This window comes from Rhodoferax sp. AJA081-3, from assembly GCF_017798165.1.
In the GTDB taxonomy this organism is placed as follows: Bacteria; Pseudomonadota; Gammaproteobacteria; order Burkholderiales; family Burkholderiaceae_C; genus Allorhodoferax.
In genome coordinates this window covers 3,636,324-3,658,313 of the sequence record NZ_CP059068.1, presented here as the reverse complement: position 1 = coordinate 3,658,313, position 21,990 = coordinate 3,636,324, and the positions used below count along the sequence as shown (strand labels likewise).

Sequence of the window (21,990 nt, the reverse complement as noted above, 5' to 3'; positions counted from 1 at the left end):
TTGAAAAATGGAAGTGACGGTCATGACTTGGCAAGCTCTGCCAACCTGCGATGGATCTCATCCAGCCTGGCCTTCTTGTCATCGCCCGCCTGCGATGCATCGGCTTCTAGTTTTAACTTTTCCTTGAACAGCTCCAGCTGGCGCACGGGCGTGAGCTGGGCATTGCTGGACGCCTGAAAACCACCCAGCGTCAATTTTTTGAGCTGGGCTTTCTCGCGCGCAGCATCTGGCCCTGTGCGGCCATAGGCCAGAAAGAAGTCCTTGATCCTGCGCTGGAGGTCTGTGGGCAGGTCCTTGCGCCACACCATGGGGTCTGAGGCAATCAGGGGCGACTTCCACACCTGGCGCAATTGGGCCGCGATCTCGGGCTGGCGTGACGCCACGCGCTCCAGCACATCCGAGCTGTGGATGGCCGCGTCAACCTGCTTGTTGGCAACGGCCATGATGTTGGTCTCATGGTTGGCGCCACGCACCGCCTTGAAGGCCGTCTTGTGGTTGACGTTGTTCAGCGCAAACAGGTAATAACTGGGCACCAGGAAGCCGGAGGTGGAGTTGGGGTCTCCCATGCCAAAGCTGAGGTTCTTCGCATGGGCCAAAAGATCATTCAGGTTTTGGTAGGCACTGTCCTTGTGTACGCTGACAAAGCTGTAATAACCCATGGACCCATCGGCATTGATGGTTTGGGCAAACACTTCGCTGTTGGCGCGCTCTACCGCATCCACCGCCGACTTGTTGCCGAGCCAGGCGACCTGCACCTTGTTGAAACGCAAGCCTTCAATCACACCCGCGTAGTCCGGTGCAAAAAAAGCGTTGACCTTGATGCCCAGCCGTGCGCCCATGTCGTCGATCACCGGTTGCCAGTCCTGCTTGAGGTTTTGCGCAGACTCGGTGGACAGGATGCCGAAACTGATTTCCTTCAGTTCCTGCGCAGCCGCAGGGTTGAAGGTGAGCAGAAGCGGGGTGCAGACCAGCGCTGCAATGAATGTCTTGATCTTGACCATGGCAAGCATCCTGGAAGGGTGTTCAGGCGGCCTGCGCCATGGCCACCACGGGCGCCGGCCATGCCAGGTGTGGCGCGGCTGGTTTGTTGTCCTGCAAGCTGGAGATGTGGTCACCCAGGGCAAGGATGTCGTCGGCCTCGGCACCATACAGCTCCCGCAGCAGCGTGGGGGTCAGCGCCACGGACGGGCCGTCATACACCACACGGCCCTGGTGCAGGGCCACCGTGCGGGCACAGTACTTCATGGCCACATTCACCTGGTGCAGCGACACCACCACCGTGCATTGGTCTTCACGGTTGACCCGCGCCAGAATGTCCATCACCTTGCGCGACGATTCGGGGTCCAGCGAGGCGATGGGCTCGTCCGCCAGGATCACCCTGGCACCCTGCACCAGCGCCCGCGCAATGGCCGCACGCTGCTGCTGGCCACCCGACAGGGTTGACGCGCGCTGGGGGCCACACTCGGCAATACCAACACGGCGCAAGGCTTCCATGCCACGCGCCACTTCGGATTCGGTGAACCAGCGGGTCAGGCTGCGCCACAGGGGCACACGGTGCAAGCTGCCGGCCAGCACATTCACAATAACCGGCAAGCGGTCCACCAAATTGAACTGCTGGAACACAAAACCCACGCCGGAGCGGATGCTGCGGATATCAGAGGCAACCTTGCCATCCCGCTGCACCGTGCTGCCGTGGATCTGCACCAGGCCCTGGCCCCCACTGTCCCCGGCCATCAGCCCCGCCATGTGGCGCAACAGCGTGGATTTGCCCGAGCCGGATGCGCCGATCAAGGCCACCATTTCCCCGGCTTCAATCGTCAGATGGATATCCTGCAGGGCCTTGCGTCCGCTGCAGAAAGTCTTGTTCAGTCCCGATATAGTGATTGCTGTAGACATGGGTGGCTCCTATACGAAGTCGCCCAAGTTACCGACGCAACATGACAAAACCGTGTCAACAATGCCCAAATTCCATGCCCCTGCAATACCTGATTTTTGATGCCAGCGACGACGGCCAAGGCAATGGCAGCTGGGAGGCAATGGCCAGCGTGCGTGCGCACCAACAGGCGGCCCAGCAGGCTGAAGTGGACACCCTGCTGGCCTGGATAAGCACCCACAGCCCGGGGCCGCGCGGCCCGCTGGATGAGGGCGGCGTGTGGGATATGGACGAACACAGGCAGACCGATGGCGAATGGACCACCGTGACGCTCACCCTGGTCGGACCCTGGGCCTGGGGCGAAACACTATGGGCACATTTTGCGCCGTGCAACACGTAAACGCCACTATTGCTAATTGCTGCTGCATGTGGCTATAGTCCCCTCAACAAAGCGGCACCCGGTTAAACCGGGTACCCGACAAACCAGGAGACACAGCCATGCGCCTTTCAGACTTCAGAATCGCCAGCAAACTGGTAGCAGCCTTTGTTGCCGTCGCCCTGCTCGGCGCGGCCTTGGGCGGTTATGCCATCTACAACATGAAACAGATCGACGACGCCGACACACTGTTGTACGAGCGTGAGCTGATCGGCCTGTCGCTGTTCAAAGAGGCCAATGTGGAGCGGCTCAAGGCGGTTGTAGCCCTGCGCGATGCCATGCTGGCTACCGGCCTGGCCGACCGCACGGCCGCGCTCAAGCGGGTCCAGGACGGCCGGGACAAGAGCAACAGCCTGATCGACCAGGCCACGCCGCTTTTTGTCTCGGAAGAGGGCAAACAACAACTCGGCAAGCTGCGCGACGCGGCGGCCAAGGACAAACAACAGGTCGATGCCCTGCTGGCCAAGATGAAATCGGCCGAACTGCAGGAGCCCAACGACCTGACCACCTTCCTGCGGGACGAAGTCGCGCCCCCCAGCATCCAGTTGGGCAATGCCATGAATGGGCTATCGCAGCTCAAGGAGCAGGAGGCCAAGGCCTTGGCAGACTCCAACACCGCCCTCTACCACCGCAGCCGCAATATCACGGCCGTGCTGGTGCTGCTCAGTGCGGCCGTTGGTGTGTCTTTGGGATTGCTGGTCAGCCGCAGTGTCACCGGCCCGCTGGAGATAGCGTCACAAGGCGCACAACGTATGAGTGAAGGGGACATGACCGTTGCCATGCGTGCAGACGGCAAAGATGAAACATCGACCTTGCTGATGGGCCTGGAAACCATGCGCCAGCGTCTGCAGGACATTGTGGCCTCTGTGCGCGGCAATGCCGAACAGGTGTCGTCGGCCAGCGCTGAGATAGCCCAGGGCAACCACGATCTGTCGGCGCGCACCGAACACCAGGCCAGCGCGCTGGAAGAAACCGCGGCCTCCATGGAAGAGCTCAGCTCCACCGTCAAACAAAACGCGGACAGCGCCCGCCAGGCCAACCAATTGGCACAAAGTGCCTCCAGCGTGGCGCAGCAAGGCGGCAAAGTCGTGGGCCAGGTGGTGGAGACAATGAAGGGCATCAACGAGTCCAGCCGCAAGATAGCCGACATCATCAGTGTCATAGACGGCATTGCCTTTCAGACCAATATCCTGGCCCTGAACGCGGCGGTGGAAGCCGCCCGTGCGGGTGAACAAGGCCGGGGATTTGCCGTGGTGGCATCTGAAGTGCGCAGCCTGGCCGGCCGCTCGGCCGAAGCGGCCAAGGAGATCAAGAGCCTGATCGGCACCAGCGTGGAGCGGGTGGAACACGGCTCGGCCCTGGTAGACCAGGCCGGCGAAACCATGACGGAAGTTGTTACGTCCATCAAGCGGGTGACCGACATCATGGGCGAGATCGCAGCCGCCAGCAACGAACAGGCTGCCGGCGTGGCCCAGGTCGGTGAGGCGGTGACCCAGATGGACCAGACCACCCAACAAAACGCGGCCCTGGTGGAAGAAATGGCCGCCGCCGCGGCCAGTCTGAAATCCCAGGCCAGCGACCTGGTGCAGACGGTTGCGGTGTTTAAACTGTCTGACACCCTGTCGGCGCCGTCCCGCAGTTCCGCACCTTCCTCGGCGTTGCGCCTGTCCCGCTAAACCGCTATCACATATATAGCTATATAGGCATATTCCACGGGGGCTAGAGGCCTATTTGGCTTCAAGCCATCTGGATGGGGATGGTGGAGCGCTCTTCCTTGATCCGGTTGTCCGGATTCACAAACACCAGCTTGGGCTCGAAGCCTTTCACCTGGTCCTCGTGCACCTGCGCAAAGGCGGCGATGATGACCAGGTCACCCACCGCAGCCCGGCGCGCCGCCGAGCCATTGACCGAGATGATGCGGCTGCCCCGCTCGGCGCGGATCGCGTAGGTCACAAACCGTTCGCCGTTGTTGATGTTCCAGATGTGCACCTGCTCGTTTTCGCCCAGGTTGGCGGCGTCCAGCAGGTCTTCGTCGATGGCGCAGGAGCCTTCGTAGTTGAGTTCGCAGTGGGTCACGCTGGCGCGGTGGATCTTGGATTTGAGCAGGGTTCTGAACATGGCTATTGGCAGGTGGAAAGTAGAAGCGGTGGCCGGATGTGTACCATCTGAGGCCTCCCCAAACGAGACGCCGCGTAGTGTATGGCACCCGGTGGCGCGCTTTTTGACCCCATTACCTATGCAAAAGTCATTTGATTTCTCCGCCGCATCCCTGGAAAAGCTGGCCCAAGCCGACGTGGCACGCGCCCTGGCCGAGGACGTGGGCGACGGCGACCTGACCGCCGGCCTGATAGACCCCACCCGCCAGGCCCGCGCCCGCGTCTTGTGCCGCGAAAGCGCCGTGGTCTGCGGCCAGGCCTGGGTGCAGGCGGCCATCCTGTCCCAGGACCCCCAGGCCCAGATCACCTGGTATGTGCAGGACGGAGGCCGCTGCGAGGCCAACCAGGTGGTGTTTGAGGTCCGTGGCAACGCGCAGGCGCTGCTGACGGCTGAGCGCACCGCGCTGAACTTTTTGCAGATGCTCAGTGCCGTGGCGACCAAGACGGCCAAGTACGTAGCGGTAGTGGCGGGCACCCGCGCGGCCATCGTGGACACCCGCAAGACCCTGCCCGGTCTGCGCCTGGCCCAAAAATACGCCGTGCGCTGCGGCGGTGGTACCAACCACCGCGTGGGCCTGTACGACGCCATCCTGATCAAAGAGAACCACATCGCCGCCGCGGGTGGTATTGCCCAGGTGCTGCAACAGGCCGACAAGATTGCCGCCGAGGCCAGCTTTGTCGAGATAGAGGTCGAAACCCTGGCACAACTCAGCGAAGCGCTCGACGCTGGCGCACGTATGGTGCTGCTGGACAATATGGGCCTGCCGACATTACACGAGGCTGTGCGCATCAATGCCGGCCGTGCGGTGCTCGAAATCTCCGGCGGCGTCACGCTGGATGGCCTGCGTGCACTGGCCGAAACCGGCGTGGACCGCATCTCCATCGGCACCCTGACCAAGGACGTCTTGGCCACCGACTACTCCATGCGTTTTGACACCTTCTCCGGAGCCCAATGATGGCGCAAACAATCACCATCGCCGTCGACTACGAACAACCCGACACCAACACCGGCGGCGTCTGCAGCACCCGCCACGCCTGGGCGCGTGTGCCGGTGGAGCCCACACAGACCGAGCGCACCGCGCTGAAAGACAAGGTGCGCCGCCTGCTGAAGGAAAAAAACGCGGTCATGGTGTCGCACTACTATGTGCACCCCGACCTGCAGGACCTGGCCGAAGAAACCGGTGGCATCGTCAGCGATTCGCTGGAGATGGCCCGTTTTGGCCGCGACCATGCGGCGCAGACGCTGGTGGTGTCGGGCGTGAAGTTCATGGGTGAAACGGCCAAGATTCTGTCGCCCGAGAAGACTGTGTTGATGCCCGACCTGGACGCCACCTGTTCTTTGGATCTGGGCTGCCCCGTGGACGAATTCAGCGCCTTTTGCGACGCCCACCCGGACCGCACTGTGGTGGTCTATGCCAACACCAGCGCGGCGGTGAAAGCCCGCTCCGACTGGTTGGTAACATCGAGCTGCGCGCTGGACATCGTGCGCGCCCTCAAGGACAGCGGCCAGAAAATCCTGTGGGCACCCGACCGCCACCTGGGCGGCTACATCCAGCGCGAGACCGGTGCCGACATGGTGTTCTGGAACGGTGCCTGCATCGTGCACGACGAGTTCAAGGCCTTTGAACTGGAGGCGCTGAAAAAGGAACACCCCAAGGCCAAGGTGCTGGTGCACCCCGAATCCCCCGCCGACGTGGTGGCACTGGCCGACGCCGTGGGCTCCACAAGCGCCATCCTGAAGGCCGCACGCGAGATGGCTGCAACCGAATTCATTGTCGCCACCGACAACGGCATGATGCACAAGCTGCGCACGCTGAACCCCGACAAGGTTTTTTACGAGGCCCCCACAGCCGGCAACAGCGCCACCTGCAAAAGCTGCGCCCATTGCCCCTGGATGGCGATGAATGGCTTGGCCGGCCTGGCCCATGTGCTGGAACACGGCACCAACGAAATCCACGTGGACCCGGCCCTGGGCCTGCTGGCACGCCGTCCCATTGACCGCATGCTGGCCTTTACCGCCGCGCTGAAGGCCGGCCAACCGGTGGCAGGCCTGGTGCCGCACATCGGGGCCGCCTGAGTGGTGTACTGGATTGACGGACCAGCAACCTAACAGCATACTGGTGGCGTGAGACCCTTCGCCACCTTTCTGCTGGTGTTGCTGATGGCAGCAACCCAGTCTGCCATGGCCCAGACTGTGGCTATGCGCACGGTTGCCCAAGAGGGCTCGGCACCCAAGTTCATGGATACAGAGGGCCCGGCCACGGGCCATTGCCCCGATATCCTGGCCGCCATCGAACGGGTGGACAAAAACCTGCGCTTTAGCATCGACCCGCAACCCACACCCGTCAAACGCATTGAGGCCGGACTCAAAGACGGATTGCTGGATGTGGTGTGTGCCCTGCTGGATACCCCCATGCGCAACGAGATTGCCTTCCGCATAAGCACCCCACTGTTCACGCTGCAGGAGCGCCTGGTGGGGCGGCGCGACGACAACGGCGTCATCCAGTCGGTGAAAGACCTGACCCAAACGGACGATCTGGTGGTCACCCAATCGGGCGCGAGTTACGCTGCCGACCTGCGCCGCCACGGCGTGCGGGTGCTGGAGACACCCGGCGGCAGCGCGGTGGCGCTGCGCAATGTGGCCAGCAAACGGGCGCGGTTTTATTACACCAACGAGCTCACTGGAGCCCACTACATCAAGGCCGAGGGGCTGTCAGACCAGCTCCGGCTGCACCCCGGCGTGATGCAGTCCAGCCTCAGTTATCTATGGGCCAGCCGCCGCTTGGACCCGACCACCGTGCGCCTGCTGGAGCAGGCCGTGGCCCAGCTCAAACGCAGCGGTGAGTTGGACCGCATCTACCAGCGTTACCAGAGAGACCATTGAGCGCCGCCACACCTAAGGGTGCGCAACTTGACGCCTGCTGGTAACCGGCGACGTGCCACACCGCGGGTTTAGCTGCTAAGGTGTGCCCCCATGACAACAACGCCCACCCCGCTAGACGCCTTCACCCGCCACACCGCCAGCCAGGTGGTGTACCAGATCTTCCCCGAACGTTTCGCCATCGGTGGGGGCCTGGGCAGTGCCGACAAATTGGCCAGCCCGGCGTATGACCTGCCGCAAGCCCACAAGTGTGACTGGAACGACAGCACGCTGCAGCAGCCCTGGGGCCACCAGTTTTTTGGCGGCGACCTAGATGGCATCACCGACAAGCTGGACTATTTGGCGGACCTGGGTGTAACCGGTGTCTACCTGACGCCCATCTTTGCCTCCCCCAGCAACCACAAATACGACGCCACCGACTTCTTCCAGATCGACCCGATGTTTGGTGGCGAGGCGGCGTTGCAGCGCCTGATCGCCGCACTACACGCGCGCCACATGGGCCTGACGCTGGACGCCGTGCTGAACCATGTGTCCGACCAGCACCCCTGGTTTCTAGCGGCCCAGGCCGGTGATGCGGCCACGCGCGACTGGTTCACCTGGCAGGCCGATGGCAGTTACCAATGCTGGCAAGACTTCAGCAGCATGCCCGAGCTGAACCTGGCCAACCCCGCCGTGCGCGATGTGTTGTACCGCCAGCGCGACAGTGTGGTGCAGCACTGGCTGGAACAGGGCGTGGACAACTGGCGCTTTGATGTGGCGCAGGACGTGGGCATACCCGTGGCGCAAGAGATGCGCGCCATCGTTGGTGCGCGTTTTCCGAACGCCGGTTTGCTGGGCGAGCTGAATGGTTTTTCGGGTGCCTGGTTCCAGGCCGGTGGTGGCTACCAGGGCATGATGAACTACTGGTACCGCACGGCCTTGCTGGCCTGGCTGGCCGGTGACATCGACGCTGTGCAGATGAACCACGCGCTGCGTGATGCCCGCGCGGGCTACGATTTACCGGGCCTGCTGTGTTCGTGGAACATGTTATCCAGCCACGACACGCCGCGCCTGATCACCACGGTGGGCAGCGCCGAGAAGGCGCGCCTGGCCATGCTGATGCAGTTCACCATGCCCGGCGTGCCCCTGGTGTATTACGGCGAAGAAATCGGCATGGAAGGCGGCGCCGACCCCGACTGCCGCCGCCCCATGCGCTGGAACGCGGCCGACTGGAACACCACCCAGCGCGATTGGGTCAAACGCCTCATTGCCATGCGCCAGGCCAATGCGGCCTTGCAGTACGGTGACGTGACGGTGCTGGGCGACCGCTTGCCCCATAGCAATGCGCTGGTTTTTTTGCGCCACACCGAAGTACCGGGAGAGGCCGCGCTGGTGGTCATCAACCTGGGGGATGAACCGCTCAACGCCTTGCTGCTACTGCCCTACTCCCACTGGTACGACGGCGTGCCGCTGCACGACGCACTGGGCGCCGCGCCCGACACCAAGGTACAGGCCGCCAGTGTGCGGCTCAACCTTGCGCCGCACAGTAGCGCGGTCTACCAAGCGGTGGAGCCCTACACACGCTACAACTTTTTCAAGGCCCGCAACCGTATTTGACGCCCGCCTGCAAAGTGCTTTAATGCAATGGCACCACAGACCTTTGCAGACGGAGCGCAACTTGGCAGAAGACCCCCTCTCGATCGCGCGAAACGACGACCGCCACAGCCACATCGGTATTCGACTGCAGTACCGTGCCGACGACAAATGGGAATACCTCGAAGCGCTGGAGTGGAATGCGGTGGGCTTCAACTTCTACCATGCGTCCGCTTTGCCAGGCCCTGAGCTGGAGTTGCGCCGCGGCCTCACCCGCTTTGCCGGGACCATTGCCTGGCAATCGCTCAACACCAGCGACGACGTGGTGCTGGCAACCGTGGTCAACCGCCTCTTGTACACACAGGCCCAGGCCGTGGTCAACAACCCGCAACTGCACATGCGTTTGCTCAAACTGCTGCGTGTGCCGGGCATGGTGGCCGAAAAGCTCAAGGTACTGAGTTCGCTGGGGGCCGCACCCAGCGCGACAAAGATGGCCGAGCTGGTGGCCCAACGCAAGCTGGAGCACCCCATGTACCACTATGGCGTCAGGGTCCAGTCCGCGGACTGGGGCGCCATTGTCGAGAGTGCACTGAGCGTGTCCTCGGTACTCGTCTCGCTGGACAAGTTGTCGGGCGCGCTGGGAAAATCCTAAGCCGGCTTCGCTGCAACATCCTGTATGGCAAAGCTGATACAGGGCGCGCTGAAGTCGTCAAACGAGGCACCCAACGCAATTTCGCCATTGCCCGACAGGGTGCACTCCTGGCGGCGCAGCGCGATGATGGAATCGGAGCCGGCAAAACGCACCCAGGTGCCGTAACTGCTCAGGTCTTCCAGCACAAAGTTGCCCCCCCTGCGGTCTATGCGCACATGCATGCGGGAGACACGCTGGTCATTCACCGGGAAGTGGGAGTCGTTTTCACGCCCCACATAAATCGGAAAATCGGGGCCGGTGAACGTGGTCTGAACATCGAGGCACTGGAGCGTGATGGTGCTCTGTGCGCGGGTGTTGGAGTCGGCCAGCATGTCGAGTACGGCAGGCATGGTCAAAAACTCGGAAGCCGCGTCACTATCCCATTCCACACGGTGCACCTCCACCGGCTCGGCTTTGCCACGGATGTCCATCAGGCCCAGATTGCGGGACCGGGTGCTGCCACTGTCCGCCAAAGCGGCCACCACAGGCTGCGAGACCAGTATTTGCTCGCCCTGCGCCAGGTCACTCAAGCGAGAGGCCACATTCACCGCATCACCAAAACAATCGCCCTGCTGCTCCACCACAGGGCCGCGGGCCATACCCACCTTGATCTTCATGCGCACCCGCTCCGGCCAGGTGCTGATGCGTTCATGGTGCAGGCGCTGCATCTCTGCCATGGTCTGCACCGCCACCGTGTTGTCGGCAAAGGCCATCAGCACACCATCCCCCAGGTACTTGATGACGCGACCACCGCGCGATTCGCACAGCTTGCCGATCCAGTGTGTACCCCGTGTCAGGCTTTCGGCAGCCTTGGTATTGCCCAAGGTTTCATACAGGCCCGTACTTCCCGTGAAATCGGCAAAAGCAATGGTGGTGTTGTCGACCATGGTGCGCTACTAGGTGTCGGACAAGATTCCATTATGGTGCCAACGCCCGAGTGGCGCGCTGACAGAACCCACAATCAGTCCGGCACCAAGGTCGTTGGCACGGCCTTTGCCATCATGTTGGGATAGTCCCGGCTGAAGTGCAGCCCTCGGCTCTCGTGGCGGGAGTGCGCCGAGCGCACGATCAGTTCGGCCACCTGCACCAGGTTGCGCAGCTCCAGCAGATCGCGCGTCACATGGAAGTGGGCATAAAACTCCTGGATCTCACCCTGCAGCAGCGCGATGCGGTGCGACGCACGCTCCAGCCGTTTGTTGGTCCGCACAATGCCCACGTAGTCCCACATGAAACGGCGCAGCTCGTCCCAGTTGTGGGAGATGACCACGGCTTCGTCGGCATCGGTCACGCGGCTGTCATCCCACGCGGGCAGCGCGGGTGGTTGCGGCTGGGGCGTGGCGACGATATCGGTCGCGGCGGAGCGGGCAAACACCATGCACTCCACCAGCGAGTTGCTGGCCAGGCGGTTGGCGCCGTGCAGGCCGGTGTAAGTGGCCTCGCCGATGGCGTGCAGGCCGGTGATGTCGGTGCGCCCGCTTAAATCCACATGGATGCCGCCACAGGTGTAGTGCGCAGCAGGCACTACCGGGATGGGTTGCTTGGACATGTCAATGCCCAGCTCCAGGCAGCGTGCGTAGATATTGGGAAAGTGTTCCAGGATGAAGGGCAGGCCCTGGTGCGAGATGTCGAGGTAGACGCAGTCAAAGCCGCCTTTTTTCATCTCGAAGTCGATGGCGCGGGCCACCACGTCGCGCGGGGCCAGTTCGGCGCGTTCGTCGTGCTGGGGCATGAAACGGGTGCCGTCGGGCAGCAGCAAACGGCCGCCTTCCCCACGCACCGCCTCGGTGATCAAAAAGGACTTGGCATGCGGGTGGTACAGGCAGGTGGGGTGGAACTGGATGAACTCCATGTTCGTGACCCTGCAACCGGCGCGCCAGGCGGCGGCAATGCCGTCGCCGGTGGCGGTGTCGGGGTTGGTGGTGTACAGGTAGACCTTGCCGGCGCCGCCGGTGGCCAGGATGGTGTGCGGCGCGCTGAAGGTGTGCACCTCGTCCGTGGCCTCGTCCAGCGCGTACAGGCCCAGGCACTGGTTGGCCGTCCGCGGGGCGTCCACCGCGTGCTCCAGCTTGTTGCGGGTGATCAGGTCCACCAGCGTGTGGTTCTCGAACAGCGTGATGTTGGGCGTGCGGCGCACCGTGGCGATCAGCGTCTTTTGCACGGCGGCGCCGGTGGCGTCGGTCACATGCACGATACGCCTTGCGCTGTGTCCGCCTTCGCGGGTCAGGTGCAAATGGCCATCTTCTTCCGAAAACGGCACGCCCAGTTCGCGCAGCCAGGCAATGCTCTCGGGCGAATGCTCCACCACAAAACGGGTGGCCTCGGGCTCGGACAGGCCGGCGCCGGCCACCAGCGTGTCTTGCACGTGGGAGTCAAAACTGTCCCCCTCGGCCAGCACGGCGGCAATACCGCCCTGGGCCCAGTTGCTGGAGCCGTCACTCATGGCGCGCTTGGTCAGCACGGCCACGCGGTGCGTGGGTGCCAGGTGCAGGGCGGCGGACAGGCCGGCCAGGCCGCTGCCGACGATCAGCACGTCGAAATGGTGTTGGGTTGCCGTAGAGATGGAAGTCATTCAAATGCTACTATTTTGATAGCTGCATAAGCAGCATATTCGGGGGCTAGAGGCCAATTTTCCTTAAAGGCATTGGGCTGGGCGGTTCATCTAGCGGGCGGGCAGGTTCTGCAGAAGCAGGCGCTGCACGTTGCCGCCCATGATGGCGCGGATGTCTTCTGCGCTGAAGCCGGCCTGCATGAGGCCTTCGGTGAGCTGGGGCAGGCCTGTCACGTCAAACGGTGTACGGGTGGCACCGTTGAAATCAGAACCCAAGGCCACATGGGCCACACCCACCTGGTCCACGGCATAGCGTATGGCTTTCACCACAGCCGGGATGCTGGGGTCGCATACCGCACCATCCCAGTAACCAATGCCCACCACACCGCCGGTGGCGGCAATGCGTTTGAGGTGGGTATCCGTCAGGTTGCGCGGCCCGGGGCAGGTGCCGGCCACCCCGGTGTGTGACACCAGCACGGGCCGTTTGGCCATGGCCAGCACATCGTCGATCAGCGGTTTGGAGGCGTGGGCCAGGTCGATCAACATGCCCTTGGCCTCCAACTGGGCCACCACCTGACGGCCAAACGGCGTCAGGCCGCCTTTGTCAATGCCGTGGGCCGAGCCGCCCACTTCGTTGTCAAAAAAGTGCGTGAGGCCCGTGATGCGAAAACCCGCGGCATACAGGCGGTCCACATTCTCCAGCTTGCCCTCCAGCGGGTGCAGGCCTTCGGTGGCCAGCACCGCCGCCACGCGTTTGGGGTCGGCGCCCCAGGCCTGGACAAAGGCCGCCATGTCCTGCTGGTTTTTGACGAGGACCAGGCGCCCCTGGCTGTCCTGCGCGGCCTGGTGCAGCTTGTCGCTCTGGTGCAGGGCACGCGCCAGCAGGCTGTTCCAGGTAGCCACCGGCCAGCGCTGGGCCATGACCAGCATGGTGATGCTGTCGCTGTCGGCACTGTTGCGTTCGTAGTTCAATCCCTTGGGCGACTTGGTGACGGTGGCAAATACCTGCAATGCCATGTTGCCATCGAGCAGGCGGGGAAGGTCGGAGTGGCCGCGGTCGTAGCGCTGCAGCAGGTCGCGGTTCCACAGCAGCGCATCGTCGTGTAGATCGGCCACAAACAGGGCTTTGTGGGCCGCGGTGGCCTGGGTGCTGGCAGGGTAAGGCGCGGGGCGGGTGACGGTGTTCATGCGCCCGTCCACGATAGTGGGCACCGTGAAGAAGATGGCCAGGGCCACACCCAGCAGCAGCAAGCTGCCGATCACGATCTTGCGTTTCATGCGGTGGCCTTTGTCACTCGACCTTGTGCAGCGACGCCAGATTGATCAGCGCGGACAACACCTCGGATTTAAAACCAATACGCGCCTGGCCGTCCTGGTGGCCGCCGCTCATGATCAGCTTTTGCAGGTACTCCACACAATCGCGGTGGCCCCAGAATTTCTCGATGGCCAGCGCTATACGCACATGGTGCTGGGCGATGATGGCCATTTCGTTGTCGATACGGGCCTGCAACGGCCGCTCATGCAGGGGCATGGGGCGCGTGGGCAGGTCGTCTTCCTCCCACTGCAAGGAGGGGAAACCGGTCTCGTGGAATCGCGAGTCATTGGGATCGTTTGGATCTGGCACCAGTAAAGTTTCCTGCGAAATGGATGGGCTGCCCTGGCCGTATTGTTCCAGAAGTGCCCGTGCCACACCCCCCAAAAAACCCTATTGACCCCAAATTGTGTGCAAATAGTGTGTGAACAGACCGCGGCACAATAGACCCATGTCAAATTTACCCCCCTTTATTGCACCCGAACGCTTTACCGACGCCAAGGCGGCCCTGGCCCAGGTCATGCGTATTTATGACGGCAGCATTGCCCACCTGCGACAGGCGATGCAGCGCTTCGTATCCGGCGACGACAGCATGGGCCATGTGCGGGCCTGCTACCCGCTGGTGCGCATCCACACCGACACGGTGTCGCGCAACTTCATCCCCGACAGCGCCCAACTGAGCTACGGCTTTGTGGCCGGCCCCGGCCGTTTCGAGACCACACTGACCCGGCCCGACCTGTACAGCGACTACTACCTGGAGCAATTCAACCTGCTGCTGCAAAACCACGGTGTAGAGCTGGAAGTGGGCACCAGCGCCCAGCCCATTCCCGTGCATTTTTCGTTTGCGGAAAACGACCATGTGGAGGGCAACCTGACAGCCAAGCGCCGCACGCTGATGCGTGATGTGTTTGACCTGCCCGACCTGGCCGCCATGGACGACGGCATTGCCAACGGCACCTACCAGGCGCGCCCCGGCGAGCCCCAGCCGCTGGCGCTGTTCACGGCCCCCCGGGTGGACTACTCCCTGCACCGCCTGCGCCATTACACCGGCACCGGGCCAGAACACTTCCAGAACTTTGTGTTGTTCACCAACTACCAGTTCTACATCGACGAGTTCATCACGCTGGGCCATGCGGCCATGAAAGACCCCAACAGCGAATACATCGCTTTTGTGGAGCCGGGCAACATCATCACCCGCCGCGTCGGCCTGCCCGCCGAGGCGGTGGACGCACTGGGCAAGGAGCCGCCCCGCCTGCCGCAGATGCCGGGCTACCACCTCGTGCGCGCCGACCGCGCTGGCATCACCATGGTCAATATCGGCGTGGGCCCGGCCAATGCCAAAAACATCACCGACCACATTGCCGTGCTGCGGCCCCATGCCTGGATCATGCTGGGCCACTGCGCCGGCCTGCGCAACAGCCAGCAGCTGGGTGACTACGTGCTGGCCCACGGTTATGTGCGCGAAGACCATGTGCTGGACGAAGAACTGCCGCTGTGGGTGCCCATTCCGGCCCTGGCCGAAATCCAGGTCGCCCTGGAACAGGCCGTGGCCGACGTGACCCAGATCAAGGGTGCTGCGCTGAAAAGCATCATGCGCACCGGCACCGTGGCCAGCACCGACAACCGCAACTGGGAGCTGCTGCCCGACAACCAGCCCCAGCGCCGCTTCAGCCAAAGCCGTGCCGTGGCGCTGGACATGGAAAGCGCCACCATTGCCGCCAACGGCTTCCGCTTTCGGGTGCCTTATGGCACGCTTTTGTGCGTCAGCGACAAACCCCTGCACGGCGAGATCAAGCTGCCCGGCATGGCCAACCACTTTTACCGCGAGCGGGTCGACCAGCACCTGCGCATTGGCATGCGGGCGGTGGAATTGCTGCGCGCCCAGGGCTCGGAACAGTTGCACAGCCGCAAGTTGCGCAGCTTCCAGGAAGTGGCCTTCCAGTAAACGGTTCGGCTGCAGATCACCGCTTGGGACGACCCACTGCCATGACCACACCTTTGCTGTCCGCCGAGATGATTGCCATGGTGCAAAGCGGGGTGTCCACCATCGTCAGCTCCTGTGACGCGGCGCTGCGGCCCAGCATCATGCGGGCCATGGCCAGCACCATCACCGCCGACGGGCGCCTGGTGACGGTCTATCTGGCACGCAAACAGTCCCGCCAGCTGCTGCAGGACATTGCGGCCAGCGGCCGTTTGGCCGTGGTGTTTTCGCAGCCGTCCAGCAACCGCACCCTGCAGCTCAAGACCCGGCAGGTGCACAGCCGCACGACCACCGCTGCCGACCATGCCATCGTGAAGCGTTACCTGGCGGCGATGGAGTGGGAGCTGACACAGGTGCATATTCCACCGGTGCTGACACGGGTCATGCTGGCCCACGACCTGGATGACCTGGTGGCCGTGGAGTTTGCTTTCCAGGAGGCCTTTGACCAGACTCCGGGGCCCAATGCCGGCGCCCCCATAGTCACAGTGGGCACGGCGGGCACGGGTGGTGCCACATGACGCGCACCACACTGGGCGAGATTCGGCACTGCCTGGAGGGCACCATCCCGGCGGTGATTGCGACCGTGGGCGCGGATGGCACACCCAATGTGGCCTATATCTCACAGGCCTGTTATGCCGATGAAGGCCATGTGGCCTTGTCCTTCCAGTTTTTCAACAAGACCCGCGCCAATATTCTGGCCAACCCCTATGCCAGCCTGATGGTGCTGCACCCGCAGACGGTGCAGTTCTACCGCCTGCACCTGCGGTATGTGCGCACCGAAACCCAGGGCCCGCTGTTCGAGAGCATGAAGGCCCAACTGGCCGGCATTGCCTCACACACTGGCATGGCCAATGTGTTCAAGTTGCTGGGCTCGGATATTTATGCCGTGCAGGAGATCGAGGCGGTGGAAGGCTCACCCCTGCCCACCCCGCCGCCCCGCTACAGCATGCTCAGTGCGGTGCGCCGCTGCAGCGAGCAGCTGTCGCGCGGCACCTCGCTGGACGAAGTGCTGAACGCGGTGCTGGCCACCCTGACCGACCTGATGGGTGTGCAACATGCCATGGTGCTGATGCTGGACCCGGTCAGCCAGCGGCTGTACACCGTGGCCAGCTGCGGCTACGCCACTTCAGGTGTCGGCTCGGAGATAGGCATGGGCCAAGGCGTGATTGGCGTGGCCGCACGCGAGCGCACGCCGGTGCGCATACAACACATGGCCACCGCCTACCTGTACAGCAACACCATACGCAACAGCCTGCAGGCCAGTGCACCGGACTTTTGTCCCGAGATGGACATCCCCTACCCCGGCCTGCCCACGCCGCACAGCCAGCTGGCCGTGCCCATCGTCTCGGCCGGACGTTTGCTGGGCGTGGTGTTTGTGGAGAGCCCACACGACATGCAGTTTGGCTTCGAAGACGAAGATGTTCTGGTCGCCATGGCCGGTCACCTGGGTGCCGCCATAGACCTGATGCAGTCGGCCACAGAGCCCCAGGAAGCCGTGCCGACCGATCTGCCCACACCGCAGGCCCAAGGCGCTGCACTGCATATTCGCCACTACCCTGCCAACGACAGCATCTTCATTGGCGACGACTACCTGATCAAGGGCGTGGCCGGCGCCATCTTCTGGCGGCTGGTGCGCAACTACACCGAGCAGGGCCGCACCGCCTTCAGCAACCGCGAGCTGCGCCTGGACCCGGACCTGGGCCTGCCGGATGTGACCGACAACCTGGAGGCACGCCTGCTGCTCTTGCAACGCCGCCTCAAGGAACACGGCCCGTTGGTGCGCATCGAGAAGACGGGGCGCGGGCGCTTTCAGCTGGTGGTGCAGCGCCCGCTGGAGTTGCAGGAAGTTTCCTGACTACGGCCCACTCCGCTCAGTTCAGCGTGTGAACGGTCTGGTAACGGCCCGCGCGGAGCATCTCCGTGACGGCGGCCGTATCGTCGCCAAGTCCATACCCCATCAGCAGTTGCACACCACCCAGCCCCGAGAGGTTCTGACCGTCAGCCAGGCGAACAGGCACCGTCCGCGGCAACGGGCCGGACAGGTAGGGTGGGATCGCAGCGACCGAGGTATAGGGAACCCAGCCGTTGGCGCCCAGGAAGAACAGACCTGACCCCGTTTGCGCCGCCACATACACACGGCCTGTCTTGCCGCGGTGCAGCGTGGACACGGTAGCGGCCACATCCACCGTGGCACTGCCCAACGTGCCCGCCTGCGATCCGCTGAAGGTACCGCTGGCTTCACCCACCCTTCCAGCGTCGAATGGCGCACCACCCGCCTGCGTCACCCGCACGGGGGTGGTGGACTTGCTGGCGGCACCGGTGGCCAGGTTGGTAGTCTTACCCCACACCCACACGCTGCCATCCACCCCGATGGCGGCCGAGATGGCCGAGCCCGCGGCCGCAGCCACTACAGGCGGCAGCCCTGCAATACGTGCAATCTTGGGTGCTTCCGTCGATGGGTTTACCAGCGTGCCGTCACCCAGTTGGCCTGCGCTGTTGGTACCGCACGCATGGAGCGCGCCGTCCGCATCCACAAAAAGCGTATGGCCATCACCCGGCTCGATCTGGCTGATGCGCGCCAGACCCTGGATGGGTGAGATATCGATCAGTGGATACGACGAGGTCCGCACACCCGCCTGGCCGCAGAAGGTGGCATTGGTGGACGCCTGGCCTCAGGCGACCACAGACCCATCGTTCTTCAGCGCGTAATACTGGCCCGCGATGTTGATGGAGGTTGATGCAACGGCCTGCACGGCGGGCAAGGCGTCGATCACAACCGCTGCCGTGGCTGTGCCAGCAACAGGTGCCAGGGCCCGGTTGCCGTTTGCGCCCCAGGCAATGACCTTGCCGTCCTGGCGCAGCGAGAGCACGGCCGCGTCCGACGCGCTCACCGCCACCGCACCCTCTGCACCGACCACCAGGCGTGGCACAGGGTTGCCACCGGCGCTGGTCTGTCCGGTACCCAGTTGCGCGCTGCTGTTGCTGCCCCAGGCGTACACCCGACCGGACGCATCCGTGGCGAAAGCCGCAGCATTGTCGGTACCGGCATTGATACTGACAATGTTCGACAGCCCGTTGATCTGCACCGGCACGCTGGCGCCGCTGCCGCCGGTGCGACCACCGGAGTTGTCACCCCAGGCCCAGACGGTGCCATCGGCTTTGAGGGCCATTGAGAACGAGCCCCGTGCCACGACCTGGACCACATTCGACAGCGTGGGAATCTGCGTGGGCACCGTGCGGGTGGCGGTACTGCCCAGGCCCAGTTGCCCGCTGCCACCGTAGCCCCAGGCCCAGACCGTGCCGTCGGCACGCAACACCAGGGCATGGTCGTACCCCATAGACACTGCGGGCTGCACCGCGTGGGCGGCAGACATGGCAAAGGCCGCGCACAACGCAGCGGCGCCCCTAGCGGCGGCCGAGCGGAAATTCTTGTTCGTCTTCATTGGATGTTTTATTGCTTCTAAGAAAATAAAAAAAGTAGGCCTCAGGACCAGTCGTTGCGTGTGCTGAACACCATGAAACACATGGTGGCCGCACCCAGCAATACCGCTATGGCGGCAAAGCCCAACAGCGGCTCCAGCGCGGGTGGAGGCACAAAACCGCCGTACAGCAAAAATAGACCGCTGCACATGGCCAGCACACCCGCCTGGTGCGCAATGAACTGCACCCAGGCCAGGACCGGCTTGGCGGCAGGCAGCCACAACTTGTAGACCACCCCATACACCATGGAGGTGATAAAACCCACCAGCAGAATGTGGGCATGTGTCACATGCTGGCCGTGGTTGTGTGACGACGCCATATAGATGCCCAGCCCCATACCCGCCAAGGCGTACAGCATGGCGCACAGAACCTGTTTTTTATCGAATCCCATCATTACTCCTCTGTTGTGTAGGTTTGCTCAGGCCGCAACCAGACCAGGTACGGGCGGCAGACCCAGCGCGCGGCTGAGCTTGGCCCACTCCATGGGCGTCAGGTGGGGGCGCACCACATCCAGCGCGGCGGCGAATGCCGGTGCGGGTGCATGGGCCTGCATATCCAGCAGCAGGCCGGCGCGCTCGGCCGGATTCATGTACGGCACCAGCCAGCGCAGACTGAACAGCATGTCGGCCGGGGCGATGGAGGCCACCAGCGCGTTGTGAATGTCCACCAGCTCCGCGTCGGTGTAGCGGGCCCATAACACGGCGTTGTGCGCGGTTTCTTCCATGTGCATGTGCTGAAAGTTCTCCGCCACAAACAGCGTCAGTGCCAGGTACAGCTGCTGGGCCAGCGCAGGTGCACCGGCGGATCCACTGGCACACAGCACTGCCACCTGCTGCTTGAGGCTGCTGATGTGGTGCAGGTGGTCGTTGTGTTCGTGCGCAATACGCGCACTGGCGCCGGGTGCGCGGGCCTCCATGGCCGTGTGCACAAAGTCGTTCTCGTGTTGCAGGTGGGCGGCGCAGAAGTCCAGCAGCTCCAGCACCCGCTCGCCGACGGCGGCCAGTTCTTGTGAGTCCTGGGGGTCCATACGACCAACGGCCATCAGGATGTCAGACATCAGGGCGCGCATGGCCTTGTGGATGCCGGCATACATGTCAAAGCGCGGCAGTGCCTGGGTGGCGACCACGGCCTGGTTTTCTTGTGCAGTGTTTTTCATTTTCCAAACTCTTTCCTGGGGTTTCTGGTGCCCATCCGGGCCTGGCCAGATGGCGCACCATGCACCGTTGACCATGGAAAGAAGTTTAGAAATCCAACGCCTGCCGCGTTGCTAAATATTGCCTACGACATTGCTATGCAATGCTTAACAATTTGCTAAAAAAACCTTAAGCGGCGGCCTTGATCATGTCGGCCGCCTTCTCGGCAATCATGATGGTGGGCGCATTGGTGTTGCCGCTGACCACCTGCGGCATGATGGACGCATCCACCACCCGCAAACCCTGCACGCCGTGCACGCGCAGTTCGTGGTCCACCACATCCAATGGCCCATTGCCCATGCGGCAGGTGCCCACCGGGTGGTAGATGGTGTCGGCATAGTCACGCACAAATTGCTCGATCTGCAAATCGGTGGTGGCGTTGGCCGAATAGGCCATCTCTTTGCCGCCCAGGCTGGCCAAGGCTGGCTGCCCCAGCAACTCCCGCATGATGCGCACACCGCGGCTCAAGCGCTCCATGTCGTCACGCACACCCAGGAAGTTGGGGTCTATGACGGGCGGTGCGAGTGGGTCTTTGCTGGCCAGGGTCACGCTGCCCCGGCTCAGGGGCCGCAACAGGCAGACGTGGCAGGAATACCCATGACCCAACACCGTGGCCCGCCCATGGTCCACCAGCTTGCCAATCACGAAATGCAACTGCAAATCGGGTGTGCGTTCGCTGGGCTGGCTTTTGACAAAACCACCGGCTTCGGCAAAGTTGGTCGTCAACATGCCGGTGCGGTATTTGCGCCACTCCACCATGCCCTTGAGGACACGCGCCATGCCCGACAGCGACAAGCCAAAACTATCTGTCAGCTTGGGGGCGTTCACCACCTGGACAACATCCACATGGTCGTGCAGGTTTTGCCCCACCCCTTCAAGGTTGTGCACACAGGCAATGCCCTTCTCGACCAGGTGTTTGCGGGGGCCTATGCCCGACAGCATCAGGATCTGGGGTGACTGCAGTGCACCGGCACACAACAAGACCTCGCGCGCGGCCCTCAGTTGTTTGGTGTGCCCTTCGTGTTCAAACTCCACACCCACCGCACGCTGTTTTTCCATCAGGATGCGGGTGGTATGGGCGCCTGTGAAAACGCGCAAGTTGGGGCGCTTCAAGACAGGGGTCAGGTAGGCCTTGGCAGCGCTGCAGCGTTCGCCCTTGCGGTGGGTCACCTGGTACATGCCCACGCCCTCTTGCCGCGCGCCATTGAAATCGGGGTTGTAGGTGTGGCCCGCCTGTTGCGCCGCATCGATAAACACCGCGCCCAGGGGGTTAGGGCTGGTCAGGTCCATCACGTGTAGGGGCCCTTCGGTGCCATGGAAGTCATCGGCCCCGCGCCGGTTGTCCTCTGCACGTTTGAAGTAGGGCAGCACATCCACATACGACCAGCCTGGGTTGCCCTGCGCCGCCCAGTTGTCATAGTCTTCTCGCTGGCCGCGGATGTAAATCATGGCGTTGACCGAGCTGGACCCGCCCAACACCTTGCCCCGTGGCTGGTAACCACGCCGGCCGTTCAGTCCGGGCTGCACCGTGGTCTCGAATTTCCAGTTGGCGCCACCCGTTTTGGCGAGCAGGGCCAGGCCGGCAGGGCATTGGATCAGCACGTTCTGGTCGCTGGACCCGGCCTCCAGCAGCGCCACGTTGACGGCCAGGTTCTCCGTCAACCGTGCAGCCAGCACACAGCCTGCAGATCCCCCGCCGATGATGATGTAGTCAAAACCTGCCTCTGCCATTGAATGCTTTCTGTCGAAGTTTGGCCAATCGCCGCAGTCATGGCTCCAGCAAAGACGATAGCCCAGCCCATCCAGCCTGCCAAGCCCCGGTAAACCCGAGAGGTATTTGGTTTATTTCAATTGCACACAATTTAAT

At 63.0% G+C, this 21,990-nt stretch carries 22 protein-coding genes; 10 read left to right on the top strand and 12 right to left on the bottom strand.

Annotation, left to right across the window (positions count from 1 at the left end; all coding sequences use genetic code 11):
• Positions 1-20 precede the first annotated feature (20 nt).
• Complete coding sequence (gene phnD, locus HZ993_RS17120; RefSeq protein WP_209393948.1) at positions 21-1,001, bottom strand: phosphonate ABC transporter substrate-binding protein; 981 nt, start codon at positions 999-1,001, stop codon at positions 21-23.
• Between the two features lie 22 nt (positions 1,002-1,023).
• Complete coding sequence (phnC, locus tag HZ993_RS17115) at positions 1,024-1,896, bottom strand: phosphonate ABC transporter ATP-binding protein (protein ID WP_209393947.1); 873 nt, start codon at positions 1,894-1,896, stop codon at positions 1,024-1,026.
• Between the two features lie 74 nt (positions 1,897-1,970).
• Here phnC and HZ993_RS17110 point away from each other — a divergent pair, with 74 nt between their 5' ends.
• Positions 1,971-2,273, top strand: coding sequence for a hypothetical protein (locus HZ993_RS17110; RefSeq protein ID WP_209393946.1), 303 nt, complete (start codon positions 1,971-1,973; stop codon positions 2,271-2,273).
• Between the two features lie 98 nt (positions 2,274-2,371).
• Positions 2,372-3,985 carry a methyl-accepting chemotaxis protein gene (locus HZ993_RS24900; RefSeq protein ID WP_209393945.1) on the top strand — a complete coding sequence of 538 codons (1,614 nt, stop codon included), beginning with the start codon at positions 2,372-2,374 and terminating at the stop codon, positions 3,983-3,985.
• A 61-nt stretch (positions 3,986-4,046) separates the two neighbouring features.
• Here the strand turns inward: HZ993_RS24900 and panD are convergent, their stop codons facing one another.
• Positions 4,047-4,427 (bottom strand): aspartate 1-decarboxylase, encoded by a 381-nt coding sequence (gene panD / locus HZ993_RS17100; protein ID WP_209393944.1) that lies wholly within the window; start codon positions 4,425-4,427, stop codon positions 4,047-4,049.
• Positions 4,428-4,545: 118 nt separating this feature from the next.
• Here panD and nadC point away from each other — a divergent pair, with 118 nt between their 5' ends.
• The 5 genes from nadC (at position 4,546) to HZ993_RS17075 (ending at position 9,570) form a co-directional block, all read left to right on the top strand.
• The gene (nadC, locus tag HZ993_RS17095) at positions 4,546-5,421 is read left to right on the top strand and encodes a carboxylating nicotinate-nucleotide diphosphorylase (protein WP_209393943.1); all 876 of its coding nucleotides are present in this window, start codon (positions 4,546-4,548) and stop codon (positions 5,419-5,421) included.
• Complete coding sequence (gene nadA, locus HZ993_RS17090; RefSeq protein ID WP_209393942.1) at positions 5,418-6,542, top strand: quinolinate synthase NadA; 1,125 nt, start codon at positions 5,418-5,420, stop codon at positions 6,540-6,542. The genes nadC and nadA overlap by 4 nt, the downstream gene beginning before the upstream one ends.
• 48 nt (positions 6,543-6,590) lie before the next feature.
• Complete coding sequence (locus HZ993_RS17085; RefSeq protein WP_209393941.1) at positions 6,591-7,349, top strand: ABC transporter substrate-binding protein; 759 nt, start codon at positions 6,591-6,593, stop codon at positions 7,347-7,349.
• 90 nt (positions 7,350-7,439) lie between these two features.
• The gene (locus HZ993_RS17080; protein ID WP_209393940.1) at positions 7,440-8,942 is read left to right on the top strand and encodes a glycoside hydrolase family 13 protein; all 1,503 of its coding nucleotides are present in this window, start codon (positions 7,440-7,442) and stop codon (positions 8,940-8,942) included.
• A 61-nt stretch (positions 8,943-9,003) separates the two neighbouring features.
• A complete protein-coding gene (locus HZ993_RS17075; protein WP_209393939.1) occupies positions 9,004-9,570 on the top strand; it encodes a hypothetical protein in 567 nt (188 codons plus the stop codon).
• Here the strand turns inward: HZ993_RS17075 and HZ993_RS17070 are convergent.
• The 4 genes from HZ993_RS17070 to HZ993_RS17055 form a co-directional block, all read right to left on the bottom strand.
• On the bottom strand, positions 9,567-10,496 hold the full coding sequence (locus tag HZ993_RS17070; RefSeq protein ID WP_209393938.1) for an adenylate/guanylate cyclase domain-containing protein: 930 nt from the start codon (positions 10,494-10,496) through the stop codon (positions 9,567-9,569). The two genes, HZ993_RS17075 and HZ993_RS17070, sit on opposite strands and share 4 nt — an antisense overlap.
• 74 nt (positions 10,497-10,570) lie before the next feature.
• Positions 10,571-12,178, bottom strand: coding sequence for an L-aspartate oxidase (gene nadB, locus HZ993_RS17065; protein WP_209393937.1), 1,608 nt, complete (start codon positions 12,176-12,178; stop codon positions 10,571-10,573).
• A 90-nt stretch (positions 12,179-12,268) separates the two neighbouring features.
• Complete coding sequence (locus tag HZ993_RS17060) at positions 12,269-13,435, bottom strand: dipeptidase (RefSeq protein ID WP_209393936.1); 1,167 nt, start codon at positions 13,433-13,435, stop codon at positions 12,269-12,271.
• Positions 13,436-13,448: 13 nt separating this feature from the next.
• The gene (locus HZ993_RS17055; protein WP_209393935.1) at positions 13,449-13,781 is read right to left on the bottom strand and encodes a hypothetical protein; all 333 of its coding nucleotides are present in this window, start codon (positions 13,779-13,781) and stop codon (positions 13,449-13,451) included.
• Positions 13,782-13,920: 139 nt separating this feature from the next.
• Between HZ993_RS17055 and HZ993_RS17050 the strand changes: the two genes are divergently transcribed.
• From HZ993_RS17050 to HZ993_RS17040, 3 genes are read left to right on the top strand one after another with little or no spacing between them, the layout of a single operon-like run.
• On the top strand, positions 13,921-15,414 hold the full coding sequence (locus tag HZ993_RS17050) for an AMP nucleosidase (RefSeq protein ID WP_209393934.1): 1,494 nt from the start codon (positions 13,921-13,923) through the stop codon (positions 15,412-15,414).
• A gap of 41 nt (positions 15,415-15,455) precedes the next feature.
• The gene (locus tag HZ993_RS17045; RefSeq protein ID WP_209393933.1) at positions 15,456-15,968 is read left to right on the top strand and encodes a hypothetical protein; all 513 of its coding nucleotides are present in this window, start codon (positions 15,456-15,458) and stop codon (positions 15,966-15,968) included.
• Positions 15,965-17,305 carry a GAF domain-containing protein gene (locus HZ993_RS17040; RefSeq protein WP_209393932.1) on the top strand — a complete coding sequence of 447 codons (1,341 nt, stop codon included), beginning with the start codon at positions 15,965-15,967 and terminating at the stop codon, positions 17,303-17,305. Before HZ993_RS17045 ends, HZ993_RS17040 begins: the two co-directional genes overlap by 4 nt.
• A 16-nt stretch (positions 17,306-17,321) precedes the next feature.
• On the opposite strand, the gene HZ993_RS17035 is transcribed toward HZ993_RS17040, so the two are convergent.
• The 5 genes from HZ993_RS17035 to HZ993_RS17015 form a co-directional block, all read right to left on the bottom strand.
• The gene (locus tag HZ993_RS17035; RefSeq protein ID WP_209393931.1) at positions 17,322-18,080 is read right to left on the bottom strand and encodes a hypothetical protein; all 759 of its coding nucleotides are present in this window, start codon (positions 18,078-18,080) and stop codon (positions 17,322-17,324) included.
• 42 nt (positions 18,081-18,122) lie between these two features.
• A complete protein-coding gene (locus HZ993_RS17030) occupies positions 18,123-18,893 on the bottom strand; it encodes a hypothetical protein (RefSeq protein WP_209393930.1) in 771 nt (256 codons plus the stop codon).
• 41 nt (positions 18,894-18,934) lie between these two features.
• Positions 18,935-19,321, bottom strand: coding sequence for a hypothetical protein (locus tag HZ993_RS17025; protein ID WP_209393929.1), 387 nt, complete (start codon positions 19,319-19,321; stop codon positions 18,935-18,937).
• 27 nt (positions 19,322-19,348) lie between these two features.
• Positions 19,349-20,086, bottom strand: coding sequence for a hemerythrin domain-containing protein (locus HZ993_RS17020; protein WP_209393928.1), 738 nt, complete (start codon positions 20,084-20,086; stop codon positions 19,349-19,351).
• 166 nt (positions 20,087-20,252) lie between these two features.
• A complete protein-coding gene (locus tag HZ993_RS17015; protein WP_209393927.1) occupies positions 20,253-21,854 on the bottom strand; it encodes a GMC family oxidoreductase in 1,602 nt (533 codons plus the stop codon).
• Positions 21,855-21,990: the final 136 nt, after the last annotated feature.